An 18,570-nucleotide genomic window follows, 5' to 3' on the forward strand; every position below is an offset into this window, starting at 1 on the left:
CGCAGGAATGGGGGTTGCCGTCCCGGCATTGATCACGTACGAAGGGCTGCCGACCAGGAGGTCGGCAGTGATGCGACGCCGATACCGAGTAGCCTCCTGGCTGCCCGTTCCCGCACGGCGCGGTCTGTGCTCAGCGTGGCGTCGGCGAGCAGATGGATGCGCCAGTACAGATGGAGTCGGCTCTCGGCCGTGGGGGCCCGCCGGCTGGCGAGAGCGCGTACGGGTGTGGGGTCGTCGAGGTCGAGGCGTACGGCTAGGCGGGCGAGGTCGGATCGAGGGTCGCCGAAGGTGGCCAGCTCCCAGTCGATGAGCAGCCGGGAACCAGTGAGTTCGCGAAGCAGGTGGCCCGGCTGCAGATCGTGATGGAGCAGCACTGGCTGGATGGCGTTGTCGCTGACGTCGACTTCTTGGTGGAGGCGTCGCGCTGTGGCGCGTAGAGCTGGGGCGGCTGTGGCATACGTGTGCAGGCGGTCGTGGAGGCAGCCTCGGGAGACGACGGCTTCTTCGAATACGACGGCGGGCTGGCGTCCCTGCTGGTCGATGTCTGCGGGACTGCCCATGAGGTGGCAGCAGTTGCCGGTGAGGCGGCCCGGGAGCTGGGACGTGAGGAGACACCACTTGAAGCCGGGTTGTCGGCCGAGGTGGCCGGCGTCGTCGAGAGGGCCTGGTGGCCGGCGAAGGTCATGGACTCCTTGATGCCGTCCTTCCTGGTGCCCGTCGAACCCCGTTGGTCCACCGAGCTGTTCAATGTCCCCGCGACGCTGCTGCCGCGACCCGATGAACTGGGGATCAGCAGGGAGCACGTCTACTACCGTTCTTCCGGGCACCGTGGTGAGAGCGTCCCTGCGCGCCTGCTCTGGTACGTCAGCAGGGGCTCCTCCTACGAGGAGGGCCAAATGGTCATAGGCTGCTCGCAGTTGGACGAGGTGGTGATCGACCTGCCGGATGCCCTGCACTCGAAATTCGAACACCTGGGCGTATATGGTCGGGAGCAGGTACGCGCGATCGCTCGCCGCGATGCTTCGGGCCGCGCGATGGCCTTGAGGTTTTCGGACACCGAGATCTTCCCGAGGGCGGTGCCGCTGCGGCGAATGAAGTCACTGGCCAAGAGCCTGGAACTACAGATTTCGCTGATGTCGCTGTCGAAGATCAGCAACAAGCTGTTCCAGGCGGTCTACGAAGAGGGACACCGAAGGACGTGAACGATCTGGAACCCGCGCTGCTGCTGTCCGTACACTCTCGCTTCGCCACCGCGATCCTGACGGGCAGCAAGACGGTCGAGGTGCGCCGCCAGCGGGTTGCCGCGCCACCCGGCACCACCGTCGTCTTCTACGCCACCGCCCCCACGATGGCTTTGGTGGGGCTGGCGCGTATCGCGGCGGTCAACGTCGGCTCCCCTCGGGAGGTGTGGCGCGCCCACCGGGCCCAAACTGGCATCAGCCGAAAGGAGTTCGACGAGTACATGAGCGGCGCCACCCAGGCCAGCGGACTCACCCTCGAAGAACCGCAGCCTTTCGAGGAGCCGGTGCCGCTCAGTGCCCTGCGTGCCGCGGGGACCTTCCATCCACCACAGAGCTACCGATATCTCACGGGTGAAGCGCTGAGGCCGGTGGCCGAAGCGTCGCCGTCCACCGGGGCGGTCCTCAGTGGGATCCTCGGAGAACCCGTGCCGGCGTAGTTCTGGTACGGGAGCGGGCCTCAGGCCATCAGCCTCTAGGTTCGAGCCCGCAATGTCCCCGAGTGGGCGGAAGCGCTGGCCGAGTTGGCCGAGCGGTAACAGGTCGATGAGTAGGGCCGGGCCGACGAGGAGTCGGTCCGGCCTTGGTCGTATTCGCCTCAGCCTGGCAACGCCGGGAGCATTCGCAAGTGCATCGTTGCGGGCTACTCAGCCTCCTGTGGCGCAGCTCACGTAAATTGCGTCTCGCGATTCGAGATGACGGCCGACCAAGTCGCTCGGGAGGGTCTTGTGCGCTTCAACTCGCTGCGGTAATCGGTACGTTATGGCACCCGAATGGCACGCGCCCCGAAAATGGTCTAGACAGCAAATAAGGCCCAGGTCGCTGACCTGGGCCTTCGCTATGGAGCGGGTGACGGGAATCGAACCCGCGCTCTGAGCTTGGGAAGCTCATGTTCTACCATTAAACTACACCCGCGTAACACCGCCCGGTCTGGAGGGAACCAGCCTGGAGGCGGAGCGTCCTCGCACACTCTACCCCATCACCGCTTCGCGGTGCATTTGGCATGTCCGGAGGCGCGATGGGGGTCTCGGAGGGCGTCTCGCGCGGGGGTGCGCGCGGGGGTGTCGGGGCGGGACGCGGGTGCGGGGGAAGGGAGTTGGGGCGTACGGTGGGGCTTCGGAGTGCCGCCTGCGAGCGCACCCAGTTCATCCCCTAATGTGGCTTTTGTTGTCCACGCAGTTGGGAGAGGGACTTGATGGAGCGCACCGTCGTACGTTGTGCCGAGGGGCACGTCTTCAGCACCGCTTCGTTCCCCATGCAGACCACCGACCGGCTCGGCCCCGGGCGGCTGCTGCGCTGCCCGCGCTGTGCTCGGCTGCGGCACGCGGTGCCGGTGGAGCACGCGAAGCGGTAGCGGCGGTCGCGGGGTCGCGGTGAAGGTCGGCGGTGATCTTCGCACGTGACGTCGGCGCGAGGTCGTGGTGGCCCGGTCCCTGGTGGGGCCGGGCCCTCGTCGTACGGCCGGGGGTGCGCGGGCGCGTATCCTCGTCTGCGTGCTTCTCTCAGACAAGGACATCCGGGCCGAGATCGACGCAGGTCGGGTGCGCATCGACCCCTACGACGAGTCGATGGTGCAGCCGTCCAGCATCGATGTGCGGCTCGACCGCTTTTTCCGGGTGTTCGAGAATCACCGCTACCCGCACATCGACCCCGCCGTCGAGCAGGCGGACCTGACCCGCGAGGTCGTGCCGGAGGGCGACGAGGCGTTCATCCTGCACCCCGGTGAGTTCGTGCTGGCCTCGACGTACGAGGTGATCTCGCTCCCCGACGACATCGCCTCGCGGCTGGAGGGGAAGTCCAGCCTGGGACGGCTCGGGCTGCTGACGCACTCGACCGCGGGCTTCATCGACCCGGGGTTCAGCGGGCATGTGACGCTGGAGCTGAGCAATGTCGCGACGCTGCCGATCAAGCTGTGGCCGGGCATGAAGATCGGGCAGCTGTGCATGTTCCGGCTGACCTCGCCGGCGGAGCACCCGTACGGCAGCGAGCGCTACGGCTCGCGGTATCAGGGACAGCGCGGTCCGACGCCGTCCCGGTCGTTCAAGAATTTCCACCGTACGCAGGTGTGAGGCACCGCGCGCGAGGGGGCGAGGCGGGGCCGGCACGGGCCCCGGAGACGAAGAGAAGGTCTGGGAGAGTCGTGGGTGACGTGCGGGAGAACCTGACGTACGAGCGGTTCGGCGGAGCGATCCGTGAGCTGGCGCAGACGATCGCGGATGACGGGTACGAGCCCGACATCGTGCTGTCGATCGCCCGGGGCGGGGTGTTCGTGGCCGGCGGTCTGGCGTACGCGCTGGACTGCAAGAACATTCACCTGGTGAATGTCGAGTTCTACACCGGGGTGGGCACCACCCTGGAGATGCCGGTGATGCTCGCGCCGGTGCCCAACGCGATCGACTTCTCGGACAAGAAGGTCCTGATCGCGGACGACGTCGCCGACACCGGCAAGACGCTCAAGCTGGTGCACGACTTCTGCCAGGGGACCGTCGCCGAGGTCCGCAGCGCGGTGATCTACGAGAAGTCGCACTCGCTGGTGAAGTGCGAGTACGTCTGGAAGCGCACGGACGACTGGATCAACTTCCCGTGGAGCGTCGAGCCGCCGGTGGTCCGGCGGGACGGTCAGATCCTCGACGCCTGACGGGCGCCCGCGCGGCGTCTTCCGTTCCCGCGAGCCCGCGTACTTCGCGGGCTCGCGGGCTTTTTGTGGCACACGTTTCGGCCAGTTCTGTTCCGGGTGTTCCACCGTTCTGTACCTCCGAGTAGAAACCGGCGGTAACAGCAGACCGGAGGGGAGGTCCGATGGTGCGTGCGAGACGCGGGCCGCGAGGGAGCGGACGTGCACGAGGGCGGCGGTTACGGGCCGCCGTGGCGGTGTCGGCGGCGGTGTTGACCGCCGCTTTCACGGTGACGGCGGGCGGCGCCGGCGCCACCGGGGTCACCGGCGCGACGGCGGGTACCGCGGCGACGGCCGGGCGGCCGGCCGTCCAGCCGCTGTCGCCGGAACTGGAACGGATCCGGGCGCGGGAGGCGACCAAGCTGTACGGCGACGCCGCCGTGCGGCCGCTCGACGACCGGAAGACCTCGCTGATCTCGCTGGGCGACAGCGAGATCTCCGGCGAGGGCGTCGGGACGTACGAGCCGGGCACCGACGGGCCCACCAACTGGTGCCACCGGTCGCCGGACTCGGCGATCCACCGGACCGGGATCGCCGCGGACGTGACGTACAACGCGGCGTGCTCGGGGGCGTACACCGGCAACATCCGGATCGGCGGCAGCAAGCAGTACGCCGATGAACTGGTGCAGAGCGACAGCCTGGCGATCGCGGCGCGCAACACCCGGCTGAAAATGGTGCTGTTGGTCGCCGGGGCCAACGACGACCTCCAGTTCGGGCCGGTGATGACGGACTGCGTCGAGCGCTGGTTCCTGCTCCAGGGGACCTGCGAGCCCAAGTACCAGCCGGGATGGCAGGCGCGGGTCGACGGGCTGGTGCCGAAGGTCGAGGCCACGGTGCGGGACCTGCGGACCGTGATGCGGGACGCGGGGTACGCCGACGGCGACTACCGCCTCGTGGTGATGTCGTACCCGAGCCCGATCGGTCCGGACGTCGAGGACAACCCCCAGTACCCGGGGAAGATCCCGGGCGGTTGCACCGGGTACACCTCGGACGCCGGATGGGGACGCAACACGGCGGTGCCGACCTTCGAGCGGGGCATGCGGAAGATCGCACAGGACACCGGCGCCACCTACCTCGACTCCTCGCGGCTCTTCCACGGGCACGAGGTGTGCATGGCGGAGACCTGGGCCCGCGGGCTGTACGTGAACATCTCCAACCCCTTCCCGCCGGACGCCAATTCGGTCCGCCAGTCCTTCCACCCCAACGCCCGCGGGCACGGCGCGTTCGCGTCCTGCCTGACCCAGCTGTACGCGGCGCCGCAGCTGCGCGAGGCGTCCTGCACCGACCCGGCGAACACCGGGCAGCCCAAGCTGTACCCGGGCGCCTGGGACGACGCCTACCGGCCGCTGAGGAACGCCGCGACCGGCACCTGCGTGGACGCCACCGGCGGGCTGTCCCGCAACGGCACCGCGGTCGGCGGCTGGGACTGCAACGGGCAGCGCAACCAGGGCTGGTGGTACGACCAGGACCGCAAGTCGCTGCACGTGGAGCTGACCCAGGCCCGGTGCCTGGACGTGCCGGGGGCCCGCTACGAGGCCGGCGCCGGGCTGGTGCTGTGGAACTGCTCGGGCGCGGCCAACCAGCAGTTCGTCCAAGAGGGCGGCACCCTCCGGCCGGCCGCCGCGTCGTCGCTCTGCCTGACGCTGGGGGCGGCGAAGGACCCGCTGCGGCTCCAGAAGTGCGACGGCTCGGCGGGGCAGCGATTCGCCTGACCGGCCGCCGGACGCCGTGAGCGGGCCTCCCGTGCCGGCACGACGAGGGGCCCGTTCCGAGAGACGTCGGTGACGTCCTTTCGGAACGGGCCCCTCGATCCGTGGGCCGGACCGCGTCGTGCGCCGGTTACAGCGTGCCGAGCTTCACCAGGGCCAGCAGCGCGACCAGTTGGATCGCGGAGGCGCCCAGGGCCTTGGGCCACGGCAGGTCGTGCGACTTGCTGACCATGGAGGTCAGCAGATAGCCGGTGGCGAGCCAGGTGGCCCACCCCAGCACCTGGACCAGCGGGCTGTCGCCGCCCAGGAACATGGCGAAGAGCAGCCGCGGCGCGTCCGGGATCGTCATGACCAGCATGGACAGGCCGACGGTCGGCTGCCAGGCGCCGTCGCCGCCGAGCTGGCGGGCCATGGTGTGGGTGACCGCGCCCAGGATCAGGCTGCCCAGGATGAACATCACCGAGGTGAGCAGCACCCACGGGAGGCTGTTCCCGATCGTCTGGTTGATCACGTCCGCACGGGCCTTGTCGAAGCCGAAGACCGCGAGCAGGCCGTAGACGAAGGTGACGATCAGCGCCGGGCCCCACAGCGCGTGGTCCCGCATCTGCCAGAACGTGGGCGTGGGCCGCAGCACGATGCCGGACAGCAGCTGCTTCCAGTGCAGCCGCGGGCCGGCCGGCGGCGCGCTGGTCTGCCCGGCGCGGTAGGTGCCGCCCTGCGCGTACTGGTCGTCGCCCGACCCGTACCCGTCCCCGTACGTGCCGTAGCCGTCCGGGGCCTCGCCGACGCTGAACTGCTGGGTGTGACCCGGAGCGTTGTTGCGGTTGTCGTAGGGCGCGTACGACGGCTCCGCCGCCGGGTACCCGCCGTCGCCGAAGTACTCGGGCTGCCCCTGTGGGGCCGGCCCGGCCTGGGCGGCGCCGTACGGCTGCGGCGCCGACTGCCACTGACCCTGCGGGGGCGGGGCCTGCCGCCCGTACGAAGCCGGCGGCCCGTACGCCTGCGGCCCCTGGGCCCCGGCCTGCTGTCCGTCCTGTGCGGGGCGGGCATCCCGTCCGCGCCCCATCCTGAATCCAGCCACGCTTTCGAAAGTACCTGGTCCCACGGCGCGGGGTGGCCCGCGGAGAATTCTGACGGCCCTTTGGAGCCGAGCTGTGACATCCCCTAGGGGGTACCCCTGGGGGCGGTGGTGACCGGCCCCGCGCAAGCGGAACGGCCGGCCCCCGAAGGGACCGGCCGTCACCGTTTCGGCGTCCGGGACGCCGAGGAACCACGTCAGCCGAGGAGCTACTTCACCGGCTCCGGCTCCGGCGCATCCGCCGGCTCCTCCTCGCCCGAGGGCGGATCCAGCGGCGTCCTGACGGAGTCCAGCAGCAGCTGGGCCACGTCCACGACCTGGATGGACTCCTTGGCCTTGCCGTCGTTCTTCTTGCCGTTGACCGAGTCGGTCAGCATGACGAGGCAGAACGGGCAGGCGGTCGAGACGATGTCGGGGTTCAGCGAGAGGGCCTCGTCGACGCGCTCGTTGTTGATGCGCTTGCCGATCCGCTCCTCCATCCACATCCGGGCGCCGCCGGCGCCGCAGCAGAAGCCGCGCTCCTTGTGGCGGTGCATCTCCTCGTTGCGCAGGCCCGGGACCTTGCCGATGATCTCGCGCGGGGGCGTGTAGATCTTGTTGTGGCGGCCCAGGTAGCACGGGTCGTGGTAGGTGATGATGCCCTCGACCGGGGTGACCGGGATCAGCTTGCCCTCGTCGACGAGGTGCTGGAGCAGCTGGGTGTGGTGGATGACCTCGTAGTCGCCGCCGAGCTGCGGGTACTCGTTGCCGAGCGTGTTGAGGCAGTGCGGGCAGGTCGCGACGATCTTCTTGGAAGCCTTGGGCTTCTTCGTCGACTCGTCCTCGCTGTCCTCGCCGAAGGCCATGTTCAGGGCCTCGACGTTCTGCTGGCCGAGCTGCTGGAAGAGGAACTCGTTGCCCAGGCGGCGGGCCGAGTCACCGGTGCACGCCTCGTCGCCGCCCATGATCGCGAACTTCACGCCCGCGATGTGCAGCAGCTCGGCGAACGCCTTGGTGGTCTTCTTGGCGCGGTCCTCCAGGGCGCCGGCGCAGCCGACCCAGTAGAGGTAGTCGACCTCGGTGAGGTCCTCGATGTCCTTGCCGACGACCGGGACCTCGAAGTCGACCTCCTTGGTCCAGGCCAGACGCTGCTTCTTGGCCAGGCCCCAGGGGTTGCCCTTCTTCTCCAGGTTCTTGAGCATCGTGCCCGCCTCGGACGGGAACGAGGACTCGATCATGACCTGGTAGCGGCGCATGTCGACGATGTGGTCGACGTGCTCGATGTCCACCGGGCACTGCTCGACGCAGGCGCCGCAGGTGGTGCAGGACCACAGCACGTCCGGGTCGATGACGCCGTTCTCTTCGAGGGTGCCGATCAGCGGGCGCTCGGCCTCGGCGAGGGCCGCGGCCGGGACGTCCTTGAGCTGCTCCTCGGTGCCCTTCTCCTCGCCCTCGGCGGTCTTGCCGCCGCCGGCCAGCAGGTAGGGCGCTTTGGCGTGCGCGTGGTCGCGCAGCGACATGATCAGCAGCTTCGGGGACAGCGGCTTGCCGGTGTTCCACGCGGGGCACTGCGACTGGCAGCGGCCGCACTCGGTGCAGGTGGCGAAGTCCAGCAGGCCCTTCCAGGAGAAGTGCTCGATCTGGGAGACGCCGAACTGGTCGTCCTCGCCCGGGTCCTCGAAGTCGATCGGCTTGCCCGCCGACGTCATCGGCTGGAGGGCGCCGAGCGCCGTGCCGCCGTCCGCCTCGCGCTTGAACCAGATGTTGGGGAACGCCAGGAACCGGTGCCAGGCCACGCCCATGTCGGTCTTCAGCGCGACCGTGATCATCCAGATGAACGAGGTCGCGATCTTCACGCCGGCGAAGAAGTAGGTGAGGTTCTGCAGCGTGCCGACGCTCAGCCCCTTCAGCCACGCCACGACCGGGTACGAGATGAAGAAGGACGCCTCGTAGCCGTCGACGTGGTGCTGGGCGCCCTCCAGGGCGTGCAGCATGAAGATGCAGACGCCGACGATGAGGATGACGGCCTCGACGAAGTACGCCTGGCCGAAGTTGGAGCCGGCGAAGCGGGACTTGCGGCCCGGCTTGTCCGGCTTGCTCAGCTGCCGGACGACGATCAGGACCAGGATGCCGAGCGTCGTCATCGTGCCCATGAACTCGACATAGACGTTGTACGGCGTCCAGTCCCCGATGATCGGCAGGATCCAGTCGGCCTTGAAGAGCTGGCCGATGGCGTTGACGATCGTCAGCAGCAGGGAGAGGAAGCCGACCGCCACGAACCAGTGCGCCACGCCGACGACGCCCCAGCGGTTCATCCGGGTGTGGCCGAGGAACTCCTTGACCACCGTGCCGGTCCGTCGCACGGGATCGTCGGTCCGGGTTCCGGCGGGTACCGGCTGGCCTAGCCGCATGTGGCGGTAGATCTGCAGGATGGCACGGCCGAACAGCGCGACGCCGACCGCGATTAGGACCAGCGACACGATGATCGCGGCGAGTTGCATTGGGGGCTCCTCGAACCTGCGAGAGCGGGCGAAATCTTCAGGGATCCGCGTGATCGGAACGGCGGGGCCGTGGAGATCCGAGCGGAACTACTAAGCGGTAACTTTTTGGGTCTGCGGCTGAGGTTACCGAGTATTCGGGGCCCCTTGAAGCCGCCCGGCCGGTGATCTGTGTCGCGCGGGCAACCGTCGGGCCGGTCCCGACGTCCTCCGGAACGACCTGGTGACGATAAGAGGGACATAAAAGTTGAGTGCCTCCGACTCAGGTCTGTTGACAGCTTCGGATCGGTGCTGCACCCTTGAGCCTGTTCCACTCAAGTCAGCTGGAGGAATCGAAATGGCACGTGCGGTCGGCATCGACCTGGGCACGACGAACTCCGTCGTCAGTGTTCTCGAAGGCGGTGAGCCCACCGTCATCACCAACGCCGAGGGCGCCAGGACCACGCCGTCCGTCGTCGCCTTCGCCAAGAACGGCGAGGTGCTGGTCGGCGAGGTGGCCAAGCGCCAGGCGGTCACGAACGTGGACCGGACCATCCGCTCCGTCAAGCGCCACATGGGCACTGACTGGAAGATCAACCTGGATGGCAAGGACTTCAACCCGCAGCAGATCTCCGCGTTCATCCTGCAGAAGCTGAAGCGGGACGCGGAGTCCTACCTCGGCGAGAAGGTCACCGACGCGGTCATCACCGTCCCGGCGTACTTCAACGACTCCGAGCGCCAGGCCACCAAGGAGGCCGGTGAGATCGCGGGCCTCAACGTCCTGCGCATCGTCAACGAGCCCACCGCGGCCGCCCTGGCCTACGGCCTGGAGAAGGAAGACCAGACCATTCTCGTCTTCGACCTCGGCGGTGGCACCTTCGACGTGTCGCTGCTGGAGATCGGCGACGGCGTCGTCGAGGTGAAGGCCACCAACGGTGACAACCACCTCGGTGGTGACGACTGGGACCAGCGCGTCGTCGACTACCTGGTCAAGCAGTTCGCGGGCGGCCACGGCGTGGACCTCTCCAAGGACAAGATGGCGCTCCAGCGCCTGCGCGAGGCCGCGGAGAAGGCGAAGATCGAGCTGTCGTCGTCCAGCGAGACGACGATCAACCTGCCCTACATCACCGCGTCCGCCGAGGGCCCGCTGCACCTGGACGAGAAGCTCACCCGCTCGCAGTTCCAGCAGCTGACCGCGGACCTCCTCGACCGCTGCAAGACCCCGTTCCACAACGTGATCAAAGACGCCGGCATCTCGCTGTCCGAGATCGACCACGTGGTCCTGGTCGGCGGCTCGACCCGTATGCCCGCCGTCGCCGAGCTCGTCAAGGAGCTGACCGGCGGCAAGGAGGCCAACAAGGGCGTCAACCCGGACGAGGTCGTCGCCATGGGCGCCAGCCTCCAGGCCGGTGTCCTCAAGGGCGAGGTCAAGGACGTCCTCCTGCTGGACGTCACCCCGCTGTCCCTCGGTATCGAGACCAAGGGCGGCATCATGACCAAGCTGATCGAGCGCAACACCACGATCCCGACCAAGCGCTCGGAGATCTTCACCACGGCCGAGGACAACCAGCCGTCCGTGCAGATCCAGGTCTACCAGGGCGAGCGCGAGATCGCGGCGTACAACAAGAAGCTCGGGATGTTCGAGCTGACCGGTCTGCCGCCGGCCCCGCGCGGTGTCCCGCAGATCGAGGTCTCCTTCGACATCGACGCCAACGGCATCATGCACGTGACCGCCAAGGACCTGGGCACGGGCAAGGAGCAGAAGATGACCGTCACCGGCGGCTCCTCGCTGCCGAAGGACGAGGTCGACCGGATGCGTGAGGAGGCCGAGCGGTACGCGGAGGAGGACCACAAGCGCCGCGAGGCCGCCGAGACCCGCAACCAGGGCGAGCAGCTGGTCTACCAGACCGAGAAGTTCCTCAAGGACAACGAGGACAAGGTGCCCGCCGAGGTCAAGACCGAGGTCGAGACCGCCGTCGGTGAGCTGAAGGAGAAGCTCAAGGGCGAGTCCGCCGAGGGCGACAACACCGCCGAGATCCGCACCGCGTCGGAGAAGGTCGCGGCCGTCTCCCAGAAGCTCGGCCAGGCCATGTACGCCGACGCCCAGGCCGCGCAGGGTGCGGCCGGCGCCGCGGGTGCCGCCGGTGGCCAGCAGGCCAAGGCCGAGGACGACGTCGTGGACGCCGAGATCGTCGACGACGAGAAGCCCAAGGACGCCAAGGGTGGTGCGGCGTGACGGAGGAGACCCCGGGCTTCGAGGAGAAGCCCGACGTCCCTTCCGATGCCGCTTCCGAAGACGCGGCGCAGGCCGAGTCCGCCGACAAGGCGGGCTCGGCCCCGGCCGGGGACGTCCAGGACGTCGCGCTCCAGGCCCAGCTGGACCAGGTGCGCACCGCGCTCAACGAGCGCACCGCCGACCTTCAGCGGCTCCAGGCGGAGTACCAGAACTACCGCCGCCGGGTGGAGCGCGACCGCGTGACGGTCAAGGAGATCGCGGTCGCCAACCTGCTCTCCGAGCTGCTGCCGGTGCTCGACGACATCGGTCGGGCCCGGGACCACGGCGAACTGGTCGGCGGCTTCAAGTCGGTCGGCGAGTCGCTGGAGACCGTGGTCGCCAAGCTCGGTCTGCAGCAGTTCGGCAAGGAGGGCGAGCCCTTCGACCCGACGATCCACGAAGCGCTGATGCACTCGTACGCGCCCGACGTCACGGAGACGACATGCGTCGCCATCCTGCAGCCCGGGTATCGCATCGGTGAGCGCACGATCCGCCCCGCGCGGGTCGCGGTCGCCGAGCCGCAGCCGGGCGCGCAGGGCGCCAAGTCCGCCTCCGACGAGGAGGCCAAGGGCGCCAAGGGCGGTAAGGGAGCCAAGGGTGCCAAGGCTGCGGACAAGGAGAGCGGTGGCCCGGACAAGGGCTGACGTACGGGCAGAGTCGAGAACCGCGCGGAAGGAGGGACGTCGGGGATGAGCACCAAGGACTTCGTCGAGAAGGACTACTACAAGGTCCTCGGCGTCCCCAAGGACGCCACCGAAGCGGAGATCAAGAAGGCGTACCGCAAGCTCGCCCGCGAGTTCCACCCGGACGCCAACAAGGGCGACGCCAAGGCCGAGGAGCGCTTCAAGGAGATCTCCGAGGCCAACGACGTGCTCGGCGACGCCAAGCGCCGCAAGGAGTACGACGAGGCCCGCGCGCTGTTCGGCAACGGCGGCTTCCGGCCGGGCCCCGGCGGAGGCGGGAACTTCAACTTCGACCTCGGCGACCTCTTCGGAGGCGCGGGGGGCGCCGGGGGTTCCGGCGGCTTCGGCGGCGGGCTCGGGGACGTCTTCGGCGGCCTGTTCAACCGCGGTGGTTCCGGCACCCGTACGCAGCCGCGCCGCGGCCAGGACATCGAGTCCGAGGTGACGCTCAGCTTCACCGAGGCGGTCGACGGGGCCACGGTCCCGCTGCGGATGTCCAGCCAGGCGCCCTGCAAGGCGTGTTCCGGCACCGGCGACAAAAACGGTACGCCTCGGGTCTGCCCGACCTGTGTCGGCACCGGACAGGTCAGCCGGGGCGCGGGCGGTGGCTTCTCGCTCACCGACCCGTGCGCCGACTGCAAGGGCCGTGGCCTGATCGCCCAGGACGCCTGCGAGGTCTGCAAGGGCAGCGGGCGGGCCTCCAGCGCCCGCACGATGCAGGTCCGCATCCCCGCGGGCGTCTCGGACGGGCAGCGCATCCGGCTGCGCGGCAAGGGCGCACCGGGCGAGCACGGCGGCCCGGCCGGCGATCTGTACGTGGTCGTCCACGTGGGCGCCCACCCGGTCTTCGGCCGCAAGGGCGACAACCTCACCGTCACGGTGCCGGTCACCTTCCCGGAGGCCGCGCTCGGCGGCGAGGTCAAGGTGCCGACGCTGGGCGGCCCGCCGGTCACGCTGAAACTGCCGGCCGGCACTCCCAACGGACGCACGATGCGGGCCCGTGGCAAGGGCGCGACCCGCAAGGACGGCACCCGAGGTGATCTGCTGGTCACCATAGAGGTGGTCGTTCCCAAGGACCTCGGCGACAAGGCGAAGGAAGCGCTGGAGTCCTATCGCGAGGCGACCGCGGGCCCGGACCCGCGGGCGGAGCTTTTCCAGGCCGCGAAGGGAGAATGAGATGGACAGCCGGGGCGGGCAGCGTCGTAACCCCTATGAACTGACCGACGAATCGCCGGTGTACGTCATCTCCGTCGCGGCCCAGCTCTCCGGCCTGCATCCACAGACCCTGCGGCAGTACGACCGCCTGGGCCTGGTCTCGCCCGACCGCACGGCCGGGCGGGGCCGCCGCTACTCCGCCCGCGACATCGAACTGCTGCGCACCGTCCAGCAGTTGTCGCAGGAGGAGGGCATCAACCTCGCCGGCATCAAGCGCATCATCGAGCTGGAGAACCAGGTCGCGGCCCTCCAGCAGCGGGTCGCCGAGCTGCAGGGCGCCCTGGAGGGCGCGGCCAGCGCGATGCGGCAGCGGGAGGCCGCGGTGCACGCCTCCTACCGCCGCGACCTGGTGCCGTATCAGGACGTGCAGCAGAGCAGTGCGCTGGTGGTCTGGCGGCCCAAGCGGTCGTCGGAGTGAGGCCGTGGTCCACGCGACGAAGGGCCGGGGTGGGTACACCACCCCGGCCCTTCGTGTGTGTCCGGCGTCCCCGCGGTCAGCGTCGTCCGCCTGCGGTCAGCAGCCGTTGTACCCGGCCGTCGGCATCGACAGCCGCCGGTGCACCCGCGACTTCATCGCCAGGGTGTAGACCGGCTCGTCCAGGTCGGCGGTCTCCAGTCGGACTCCCGCTGCCGCGCACCGCGCGGTGAACTCGTCGGTGCCGTCGATCGCGTACTCCAGCGCCCGCCGGTTGGGCGTGACGAACACGTCGACCAGGCCCTCTTCGACGTCGTGCCACAGTGCGCTGTGGTCGGCGCGCAGCTGGTGCAGGCTGAGCTGGCAGGTCAGACGGTAGTCACGGGCTGCCACCCACTGTTTGCACATGGCGTGCTGGCTGCGGTCATCGACCAGGAACGGATCCTCGTCCAGCTCGGACAGCGGCATCAGACAGGCGATCGCCGTCACTCGGACCGAGTTCATCGTGCCCTCCGGGGCGTGGCGACTGTGGGGGCGACGATACCCCCGCCGAGGGCCCGGGGTGGAGGGGCTGCGCCGGGCGGCGAGGCGTATCCGCAGGCGTGGCAGATCTTCCAGCCGTCCTGGTTCACGGCCAACTGGCCGCCGCACCGGGGGCAGTTCTCGGCGTACGGCCGGGGCCGGATCGTCCGCTTCCGCCGCGGCGGACGGCGCGGAACGGTCGTCGTGCTGCCTAATGCCGACGCCATGCGGCCTCCAGCTGCCGTCTTTTTGCCCGGGACAGGTCCGATGCCGCTCGTCGATGTGCGGAGGTGTTCGGTTCCTGCCGTTCCTGAGTACCAGGTGGGCGCCCGACGGTGGATCTGGAGCATCCGGTTTCGGCCAGGTCCAGACCTTGTCGGGGCGGCGGGGCGGCCTCAGGCCCGGCCGAGGGCCTTGGTCACCGCGATCTCGATCATGACGCGGTCGGGGTTGGGCTCCGGGGTTCGGCCGTACCGCTCGGCGTACCGGCGCACCGCGTCGGCCACCGTCTCGGCGTCCGTCCGCACCCGGGCGAGGCCCTCCAGGGTCGCCCAGCGACCGCGGTCCACCTGGCACACCGCCACCCGCGCCCCGCCGGGGCCGGCGGCGAGGATGTTCTTGACCTTGGTGCTGTCCTTGCGGGTGATGATCCGCGCGATCCGCTGCCCGGCGTCGTAGGTCACGCCGACCGGGACGACGTGCGGGGTGCCGTCGGCCCGCAGGGTCGTGAGGGTCGGCATCTGGTACTCGCCCCAGAAGGCGAGGTACTCGGGGGACAGCGCGCTCAGGTCGTGGGCCATGGGGGCCAGGGTAGTGGGGGCCGGAGGCCGGCCCCGCTGGTCAGAGGAATTCGCCGGTGTCGAGGTCGAAGGAGAAGGGGGCGGGGAGGGGGAGGGGTTTGCCGAAGGGGACGGTGGTGTGGCTCATGTAGTCCTCGTCGGAAGCCTCGCTGAACAGTGTCATGGTGGACTTGCCGCGGTCGGCGAGCAGGTGGAGCGGGATGCCGGCGCGGGCGTAGCAGTGGCGCTTGTCCACGCGGTCGCGGTCGGCCTGGCGCGAGGTCACTTCGATGACCAGGGCGACGCCGTCGCTGGGCATCCAGGACTCGGCGCCGCGGAACAAGTCCAAGTCGACCGGCGCGAACGTGGCGTCGGGAATCGCATAGTTCTTGGGGCACTGGCCGCCGCGGGGCAACAGCAGTCCCTTGGCGCCGGAGACGTCCATGTCGGTCCCCGCGTTGCGCAGGACCTGCCTGACCAGCCGACTGAAGAATCGCTCGTGGTCCCCATCCGGCGGCGGTGTCACAACAATCTCCCCCTCGACGAGCTCGGCCCGGAACCCCTCGGGGGTGTCCAGGCTGAGAAAGAAGTCCAGGAGGGTTTCCTTGTCCGTGGCCATCGGCTCGTGTGCCATAGCCGTCATGCTGCACCTCCTTGTGGTCGATGGCCAGTGTCGATCTGCCAAGCCAGCGCCATTGGCATATGCCAGGCAGATTCACCTCCACGTATGAGCCTTGAGTGGAATAGACTCAACTTATCGCACGTTGACCAAGGCAGGATTGGATAGGGGAGCGCGCGGAGCGCCGGATCGCACGAGGAGGACCAGGCAGACGTGGACGCCGAGCTGACCAACAAGAGCCGGGAGGCGCTGAGCGCCGCCAGTGAGCGGGCGGTGGCCGCCGGGCACGCGGACATGACGTCCGCGCATCTCCTGCTCGCCCTGCTCGCGGGGCAGGACAACGAGAACATCATGGATCTGCTGGCGGCCGTCGAGGCGGACGCCGCACAGCTGCGCTCCGGCGCGGAGCGGCAGCTGGCCGGGCTGCCCAGCGTCCAGGGCTCGACCGTGGCCCCGCCGCAGCCGGACCGCGAGCTGCTCGCCGCCATCGCCGACGCCGCCCAGCGCGCCAAGGACCTGGGCGACGCCTACATCTCCACCGAGCACCTGCTCGTCGGCATCGCCACCAAGGGCGGCCGCACCGGTGAGCTGCTGGAGCAGCAGGGCGCCACCGCCAAGAAGCTGCTGGCCGCCTTCGAGGCGAGCCGCGGCGGGCAGCGGGTGACCACCCCGGACCCGGAGGGCACGTACAAGGCGCTGGAGAAGTTCGGTACGGACTTCACCGCGGCGGCCCGCGAGGGCAAGCTCGACCCGGTCATCGGCCGGGACCAGGAGATCCGCCGGGTGGTGCAGGTGCTCTCCCGCCGGACGAAGAACAACCCGGTGCTGATCGGCGAGCCGGGCGTCGGCAAGACCGCGGTCGTCGAGGGGCTGGCCCAGCGGATCGTCAAGGGCGACGTCCCCGAGTCGCTGCGCAACAAGCGGCTGGTCTCCCTCGACCTGGGCGCGATGGTCGCCGGCGCGAAGTACCGCGGCGAGTTCGAGGAACGGCTGAAGACCGTCCTGGCCGAGATCAAGGCCAGCGAGGGCCAGATCATCACCTTCATCGACGAGCTGCACACCGTCGTCGGCGCGGGCGCCGGCGGCGACTCGGCCATGGACGCGGGCAACATGCTCAAGCCCATGCTGGCCCGCGGTGAGCTGCGGATGGTCGGCGCCACCACGCTCGACGAGTACCGCGAGCGGATCGAGAAGGACCCGGCGCTGGAGCGCCGCTTCCAGCAGGTGCTGGTCGCCGAGCCGACCGTGGAGGACACCGTCGCGATCCTGCGCGGCCTCAAGGGGCGCTACGAGGCGCACCACAAGGTCCAGATCGCCGACTCCGCGCTGGTCGCCGCGGCCACCCTCTCCGACCGCTACATCACCTCCCGCTTCCTCCCCGACAAGGCCATCGACCTGGTCGACGAGGCCGCCTCCCGGCTCCGGATGGAGATCGACTCCTCGCCGGTCGAGATCGACGAGCTCCAGCGCGCGGTGGACCGGCTGAAGATGGAGGAGCTGGCGCTGCGCAACGAGACCGACGCCGGCTCCGTGGCGCGGCTGGAGAAGCTGCGCAAGGACCTCGCCGACAAGGAGGAGGAGCTGCGCGGCCTGACCGCCCGCTGGGAGAAGGAGAAGCAGAGCCTCAACCGTGTCGGTGAGCTCAAGGAGCGCCTCGACGACCTGCGCGGCCAGGCCGAACGCGCCCAGCGCGACGGCGACTTCGACACCGCCTCCAAGCTGCTGTACGGGGAGATCCCGGCCCTGGAGCGGGAGCTGGCGGAGGCCGCGGAGGCGGAGGCCGAGCAGGAGGCGGCCAAGGACTCCGGCGGTGCCAAGGAGTCGATGGTCAAGGAGGAGGTCGGCCCGGACGACATCGCGGACGTGGTCGGCTCCTGGACGGGCATCCCGGCCGGGCGCCTGCTGGAGGGCGAGACCCAGAAGCTGCTCCGCATGGAGGAGGAGCTCGGCAAGCGGCTGATCGGCCAGACCGAGGCGGTCGCCGCGGTCTCCGACGCGGTGCGCCGCACCCGCGCCGGGATCGCCGACCCGGACCGGCCCACCGGTTCGTTCCTCTTCCTCGGCCCGACCGGCGTCGGCAAGACCGAGCTGGCCAAGGCGCTGGCGGACTTCCTCTTCGACGACGAGCGGGCGATGGTCCGGATCGACATGTCGGAGTACGGCGAGAAGCACAGCGTGGCCCGGCTGGTGGGCGCGCCCCCCGGCTACGTCGGCTACGAGGAGGGCGGCCAGCTCACCGAGGCGGTCCGCCGCCGCCCCTACAGCGTCGTCCTGCTCGACGAGGTGGAGAAGGCGCACCACGAGGTCTTCGACGTGCTGCTCCAGGTGCTCGACGACGGCCGGCTCACCGACGGCCAGGGCCGCACCGTCGACTTCCGCAACACCATCCTCATCCTCACCTCCAACCTCGGTTCGACCTTCCTCATGGACCCGCTGCTGAAGGAGGAGCAGAAGAAGGAGAAGGTGCTGGAGACGGTCCGCTCCGCCTTCCGCCCCGAGTTCCTCAACCGGCTGGACGACCTGGTCGTCTTCCACCCGCTCGGCACGGACCAGCTGGAGCGGATCGCCCGGATCCAGCTGGACCACCTCCAGCGCCGCCTGGGCGACCGCCGCCTCACCCTGGACGTCACCGCCCGGGCGCTGACGTGGCTCGCCTGGCTCGGCAGAGAGCCGGTCGCAGGCGCCCCGGCGCCGGACCTCTCTTACGGCGCCCGCCCGCTGCGCCGCCTGGTCCAGAGCGCCATCGGCGACCAGCTGGCGCGCGCCATCCTGGCCGGCGACGTGCTCGACGGGGACACCGTCCGGGTGGATGTGGACGGTGACGGTGAGCGACTGTCGGTCGCGGCGGTGCGCCCCGCCGCCTGACGCGCTGGTTCGCGCGGGGTGCCCGGTCGCCCCCGTACGCGC

Annotated in this window: 17 protein-coding genes and 1 tRNA gene; 11 read left to right on the forward strand and 7 right to left on the reverse strand. The window is 69.6% G+C overall.

Annotation, left to right across the window (positions count from 1 at the left end; all coding sequences use genetic code 11):
* Positions 1-32: 32 nt before the first annotated feature.
* Positions 33-560 carry a phosphotransferase family protein gene (locus SNOUR_RS43195; RefSeq protein ID WP_079142809.1) on the reverse strand — a complete coding sequence of 176 codons (528 nt, stop codon included), beginning with the start codon at positions 558-560 and terminating at the stop codon, positions 33-35.
* On the opposite strand from SNOUR_RS43195, the gene SNOUR_RS21055 reads away from it, so the two are divergent.
* Both SNOUR_RS21055 and SNOUR_RS21060 read left to right on the forward strand, forming a co-directional pair.
* Positions 462-1,202 carry a hypothetical protein gene (locus SNOUR_RS21055; protein ID WP_312636287.1) on the forward strand — a complete coding sequence of 247 codons (741 nt, stop codon included), beginning with the start codon at positions 462-464 and terminating at the stop codon, positions 1,200-1,202. The two genes, SNOUR_RS43195 and SNOUR_RS21055, sit on opposite strands and share 99 nt — an antisense overlap.
* The gene (locus SNOUR_RS21060) at positions 1,199-1,678 is read left to right on the forward strand and encodes an ASCH domain-containing protein (RefSeq protein WP_312633028.1); all 480 of its coding nucleotides are present in this window, start codon (positions 1,199-1,201) and stop codon (positions 1,676-1,678) included. Before SNOUR_RS21055 ends, SNOUR_RS21060 begins: the two co-directional genes overlap by 4 nt.
* A 401-nt stretch (positions 1,679-2,079) precedes the next feature.
* Here the strand turns inward: SNOUR_RS21060 and SNOUR_RS21065 are convergent.
* A tRNA-Gly gene (locus SNOUR_RS21065) sits at positions 2,080-2,153 on the reverse strand.
* Between the two features lie 280 nt (positions 2,154-2,433).
* Between SNOUR_RS21065 and SNOUR_RS47215 the strand changes: the two genes are divergently transcribed.
* The 4 genes from SNOUR_RS47215 to SNOUR_RS21080 all read left to right on the forward strand — a co-directional run bounded on the left by SNOUR_RS47215 (position 2,434) and on the right by SNOUR_RS21080 (position 5,624).
* Positions 2,434-2,592: a hypothetical protein gene (locus SNOUR_RS47215; RefSeq protein ID WP_167739062.1), complete on the forward strand. Its 159-nt coding sequence runs from the start codon at positions 2,434-2,436 to the stop codon at positions 2,590-2,592.
* A gap of 139 nt (positions 2,593-2,731) precedes the next feature.
* Positions 2,732-3,307, forward strand: coding sequence for a dCTP deaminase (gene dcd / locus SNOUR_RS21070; RefSeq protein ID WP_067349509.1), 576 nt, complete (start codon positions 2,732-2,734; stop codon positions 3,305-3,307).
* A gap of 71 nt (positions 3,308-3,378) precedes the next feature.
* Positions 3,379-3,876 carry a phosphoribosyltransferase gene (locus tag SNOUR_RS21075; protein WP_067349512.1) on the forward strand — a complete coding sequence of 166 codons (498 nt, stop codon included), beginning with the start codon at positions 3,379-3,381 and terminating at the stop codon, positions 3,874-3,876.
* Positions 3,877-4,037: 161 nt separating this feature from the next.
* Positions 4,038-5,624: a ricin-type beta-trefoil lectin domain protein gene (locus tag SNOUR_RS21080; protein ID WP_067349515.1), complete on the forward strand. Its 1,587-nt coding sequence runs from the start codon at positions 4,038-4,040 to the stop codon at positions 5,622-5,624.
* Positions 5,625-5,751: 127 nt separating this feature from the next.
* Here the strand turns inward: SNOUR_RS21080 and SNOUR_RS21085 are convergent, their stop codons facing one another.
* The gene (locus SNOUR_RS21085) at positions 5,752-6,687 is read right to left on the reverse strand and encodes a Yip1 family protein (RefSeq protein WP_067349517.1); all 936 of its coding nucleotides are present in this window, start codon (positions 6,685-6,687) and stop codon (positions 5,752-5,754) included.
* A 221-nt stretch (positions 6,688-6,908) separates the two neighbouring features.
* Positions 6,909-9,179, reverse strand: a complete 2,271-nt coding sequence (locus SNOUR_RS21090; protein ID WP_067349520.1) for a (Fe-S)-binding protein — start codon at positions 9,177-9,179, stop codon at positions 6,909-6,911.
* A gap of 334 nt (positions 9,180-9,513) precedes the next feature.
* Here SNOUR_RS21090 and dnaK point away from each other — a divergent pair, with 334 nt between their 5' ends.
* From dnaK to SNOUR_RS21110, 4 genes are read left to right on the forward strand one after another with little or no spacing between them, the layout of a single operon-like run.
* Positions 9,514-11,391 carry a molecular chaperone DnaK gene (gene dnaK, locus SNOUR_RS21095; protein ID WP_067349522.1) on the forward strand — a complete coding sequence of 626 codons (1,878 nt, stop codon included), beginning with the start codon at positions 9,514-9,516 and terminating at the stop codon, positions 11,389-11,391.
* Positions 11,388-12,074, forward strand: a complete 687-nt coding sequence (gene grpE / locus SNOUR_RS21100) for a nucleotide exchange factor GrpE (RefSeq protein ID WP_067349524.1) — start codon at positions 11,388-11,390, stop codon at positions 12,072-12,074. Before dnaK ends, grpE begins: the two co-directional genes overlap by 4 nt.
* A 45-nt stretch (positions 12,075-12,119) precedes the next feature.
* Positions 12,120-13,289, forward strand: coding sequence for a molecular chaperone DnaJ (dnaJ, locus tag SNOUR_RS21105; protein ID WP_067349526.1), 1,170 nt, complete (start codon positions 12,120-12,122; stop codon positions 13,287-13,289).
* Between the two features lies 1 nt (position 13,290).
* Positions 13,291-13,746, forward strand: a complete 456-nt coding sequence (locus SNOUR_RS21110) for a heat shock protein transcriptional repressor HspR (RefSeq protein WP_067349528.1) — start codon at positions 13,291-13,293, stop codon at positions 13,744-13,746.
* 96 nt (positions 13,747-13,842) lie between these two features.
* On the opposite strand, the gene SNOUR_RS21115 is transcribed toward SNOUR_RS21110, so the two are convergent.
* The 3 genes from SNOUR_RS21115 to SNOUR_RS21125 all read right to left on the reverse strand — a co-directional run bounded on the left by SNOUR_RS21115 (position 13,843) and on the right by SNOUR_RS21125 (position 15,687).
* Entirely contained in the window at positions 13,843-14,247 is a 405-nt protein-coding gene (locus SNOUR_RS21115; protein ID WP_067349531.1) for a hypothetical protein, read from the reverse strand.
* Positions 14,248-14,660: 413 nt separating this feature from the next.
* Positions 14,661-15,065, reverse strand: a complete 405-nt coding sequence (locus SNOUR_RS21120) for a pyridoxamine 5'-phosphate oxidase family protein (protein WP_067349534.1) — start codon at positions 15,063-15,065, stop codon at positions 14,661-14,663.
* Between the two features lie 40 nt (positions 15,066-15,105).
* Positions 15,106-15,687 carry a Uma2 family endonuclease gene (locus SNOUR_RS21125; protein WP_174717887.1) on the reverse strand — a complete coding sequence of 194 codons (582 nt, stop codon included), beginning with the start codon at positions 15,685-15,687 and terminating at the stop codon, positions 15,106-15,108.
* A 189-nt stretch (positions 15,688-15,876) separates the two neighbouring features.
* Between SNOUR_RS21125 and clpB the strand changes: the two genes are divergently transcribed.
* Positions 15,877-18,528 carry an ATP-dependent chaperone ClpB gene (gene clpB, locus SNOUR_RS21130; protein ID WP_067349539.1) on the forward strand — a complete coding sequence of 884 codons (2,652 nt, stop codon included), beginning with the start codon at positions 15,877-15,879 and terminating at the stop codon, positions 18,526-18,528.
* The last annotated feature ends 42 nt before the right edge of the window (positions 18,529-18,570 follow it).

This window comes from Streptomyces noursei ATCC 11455, assembly GCF_001704275.1.
Lineage (GTDB): Bacteria > Actinomycetota > Actinomycetes > Streptomycetales > Streptomycetaceae > Streptomyces > Streptomyces noursei.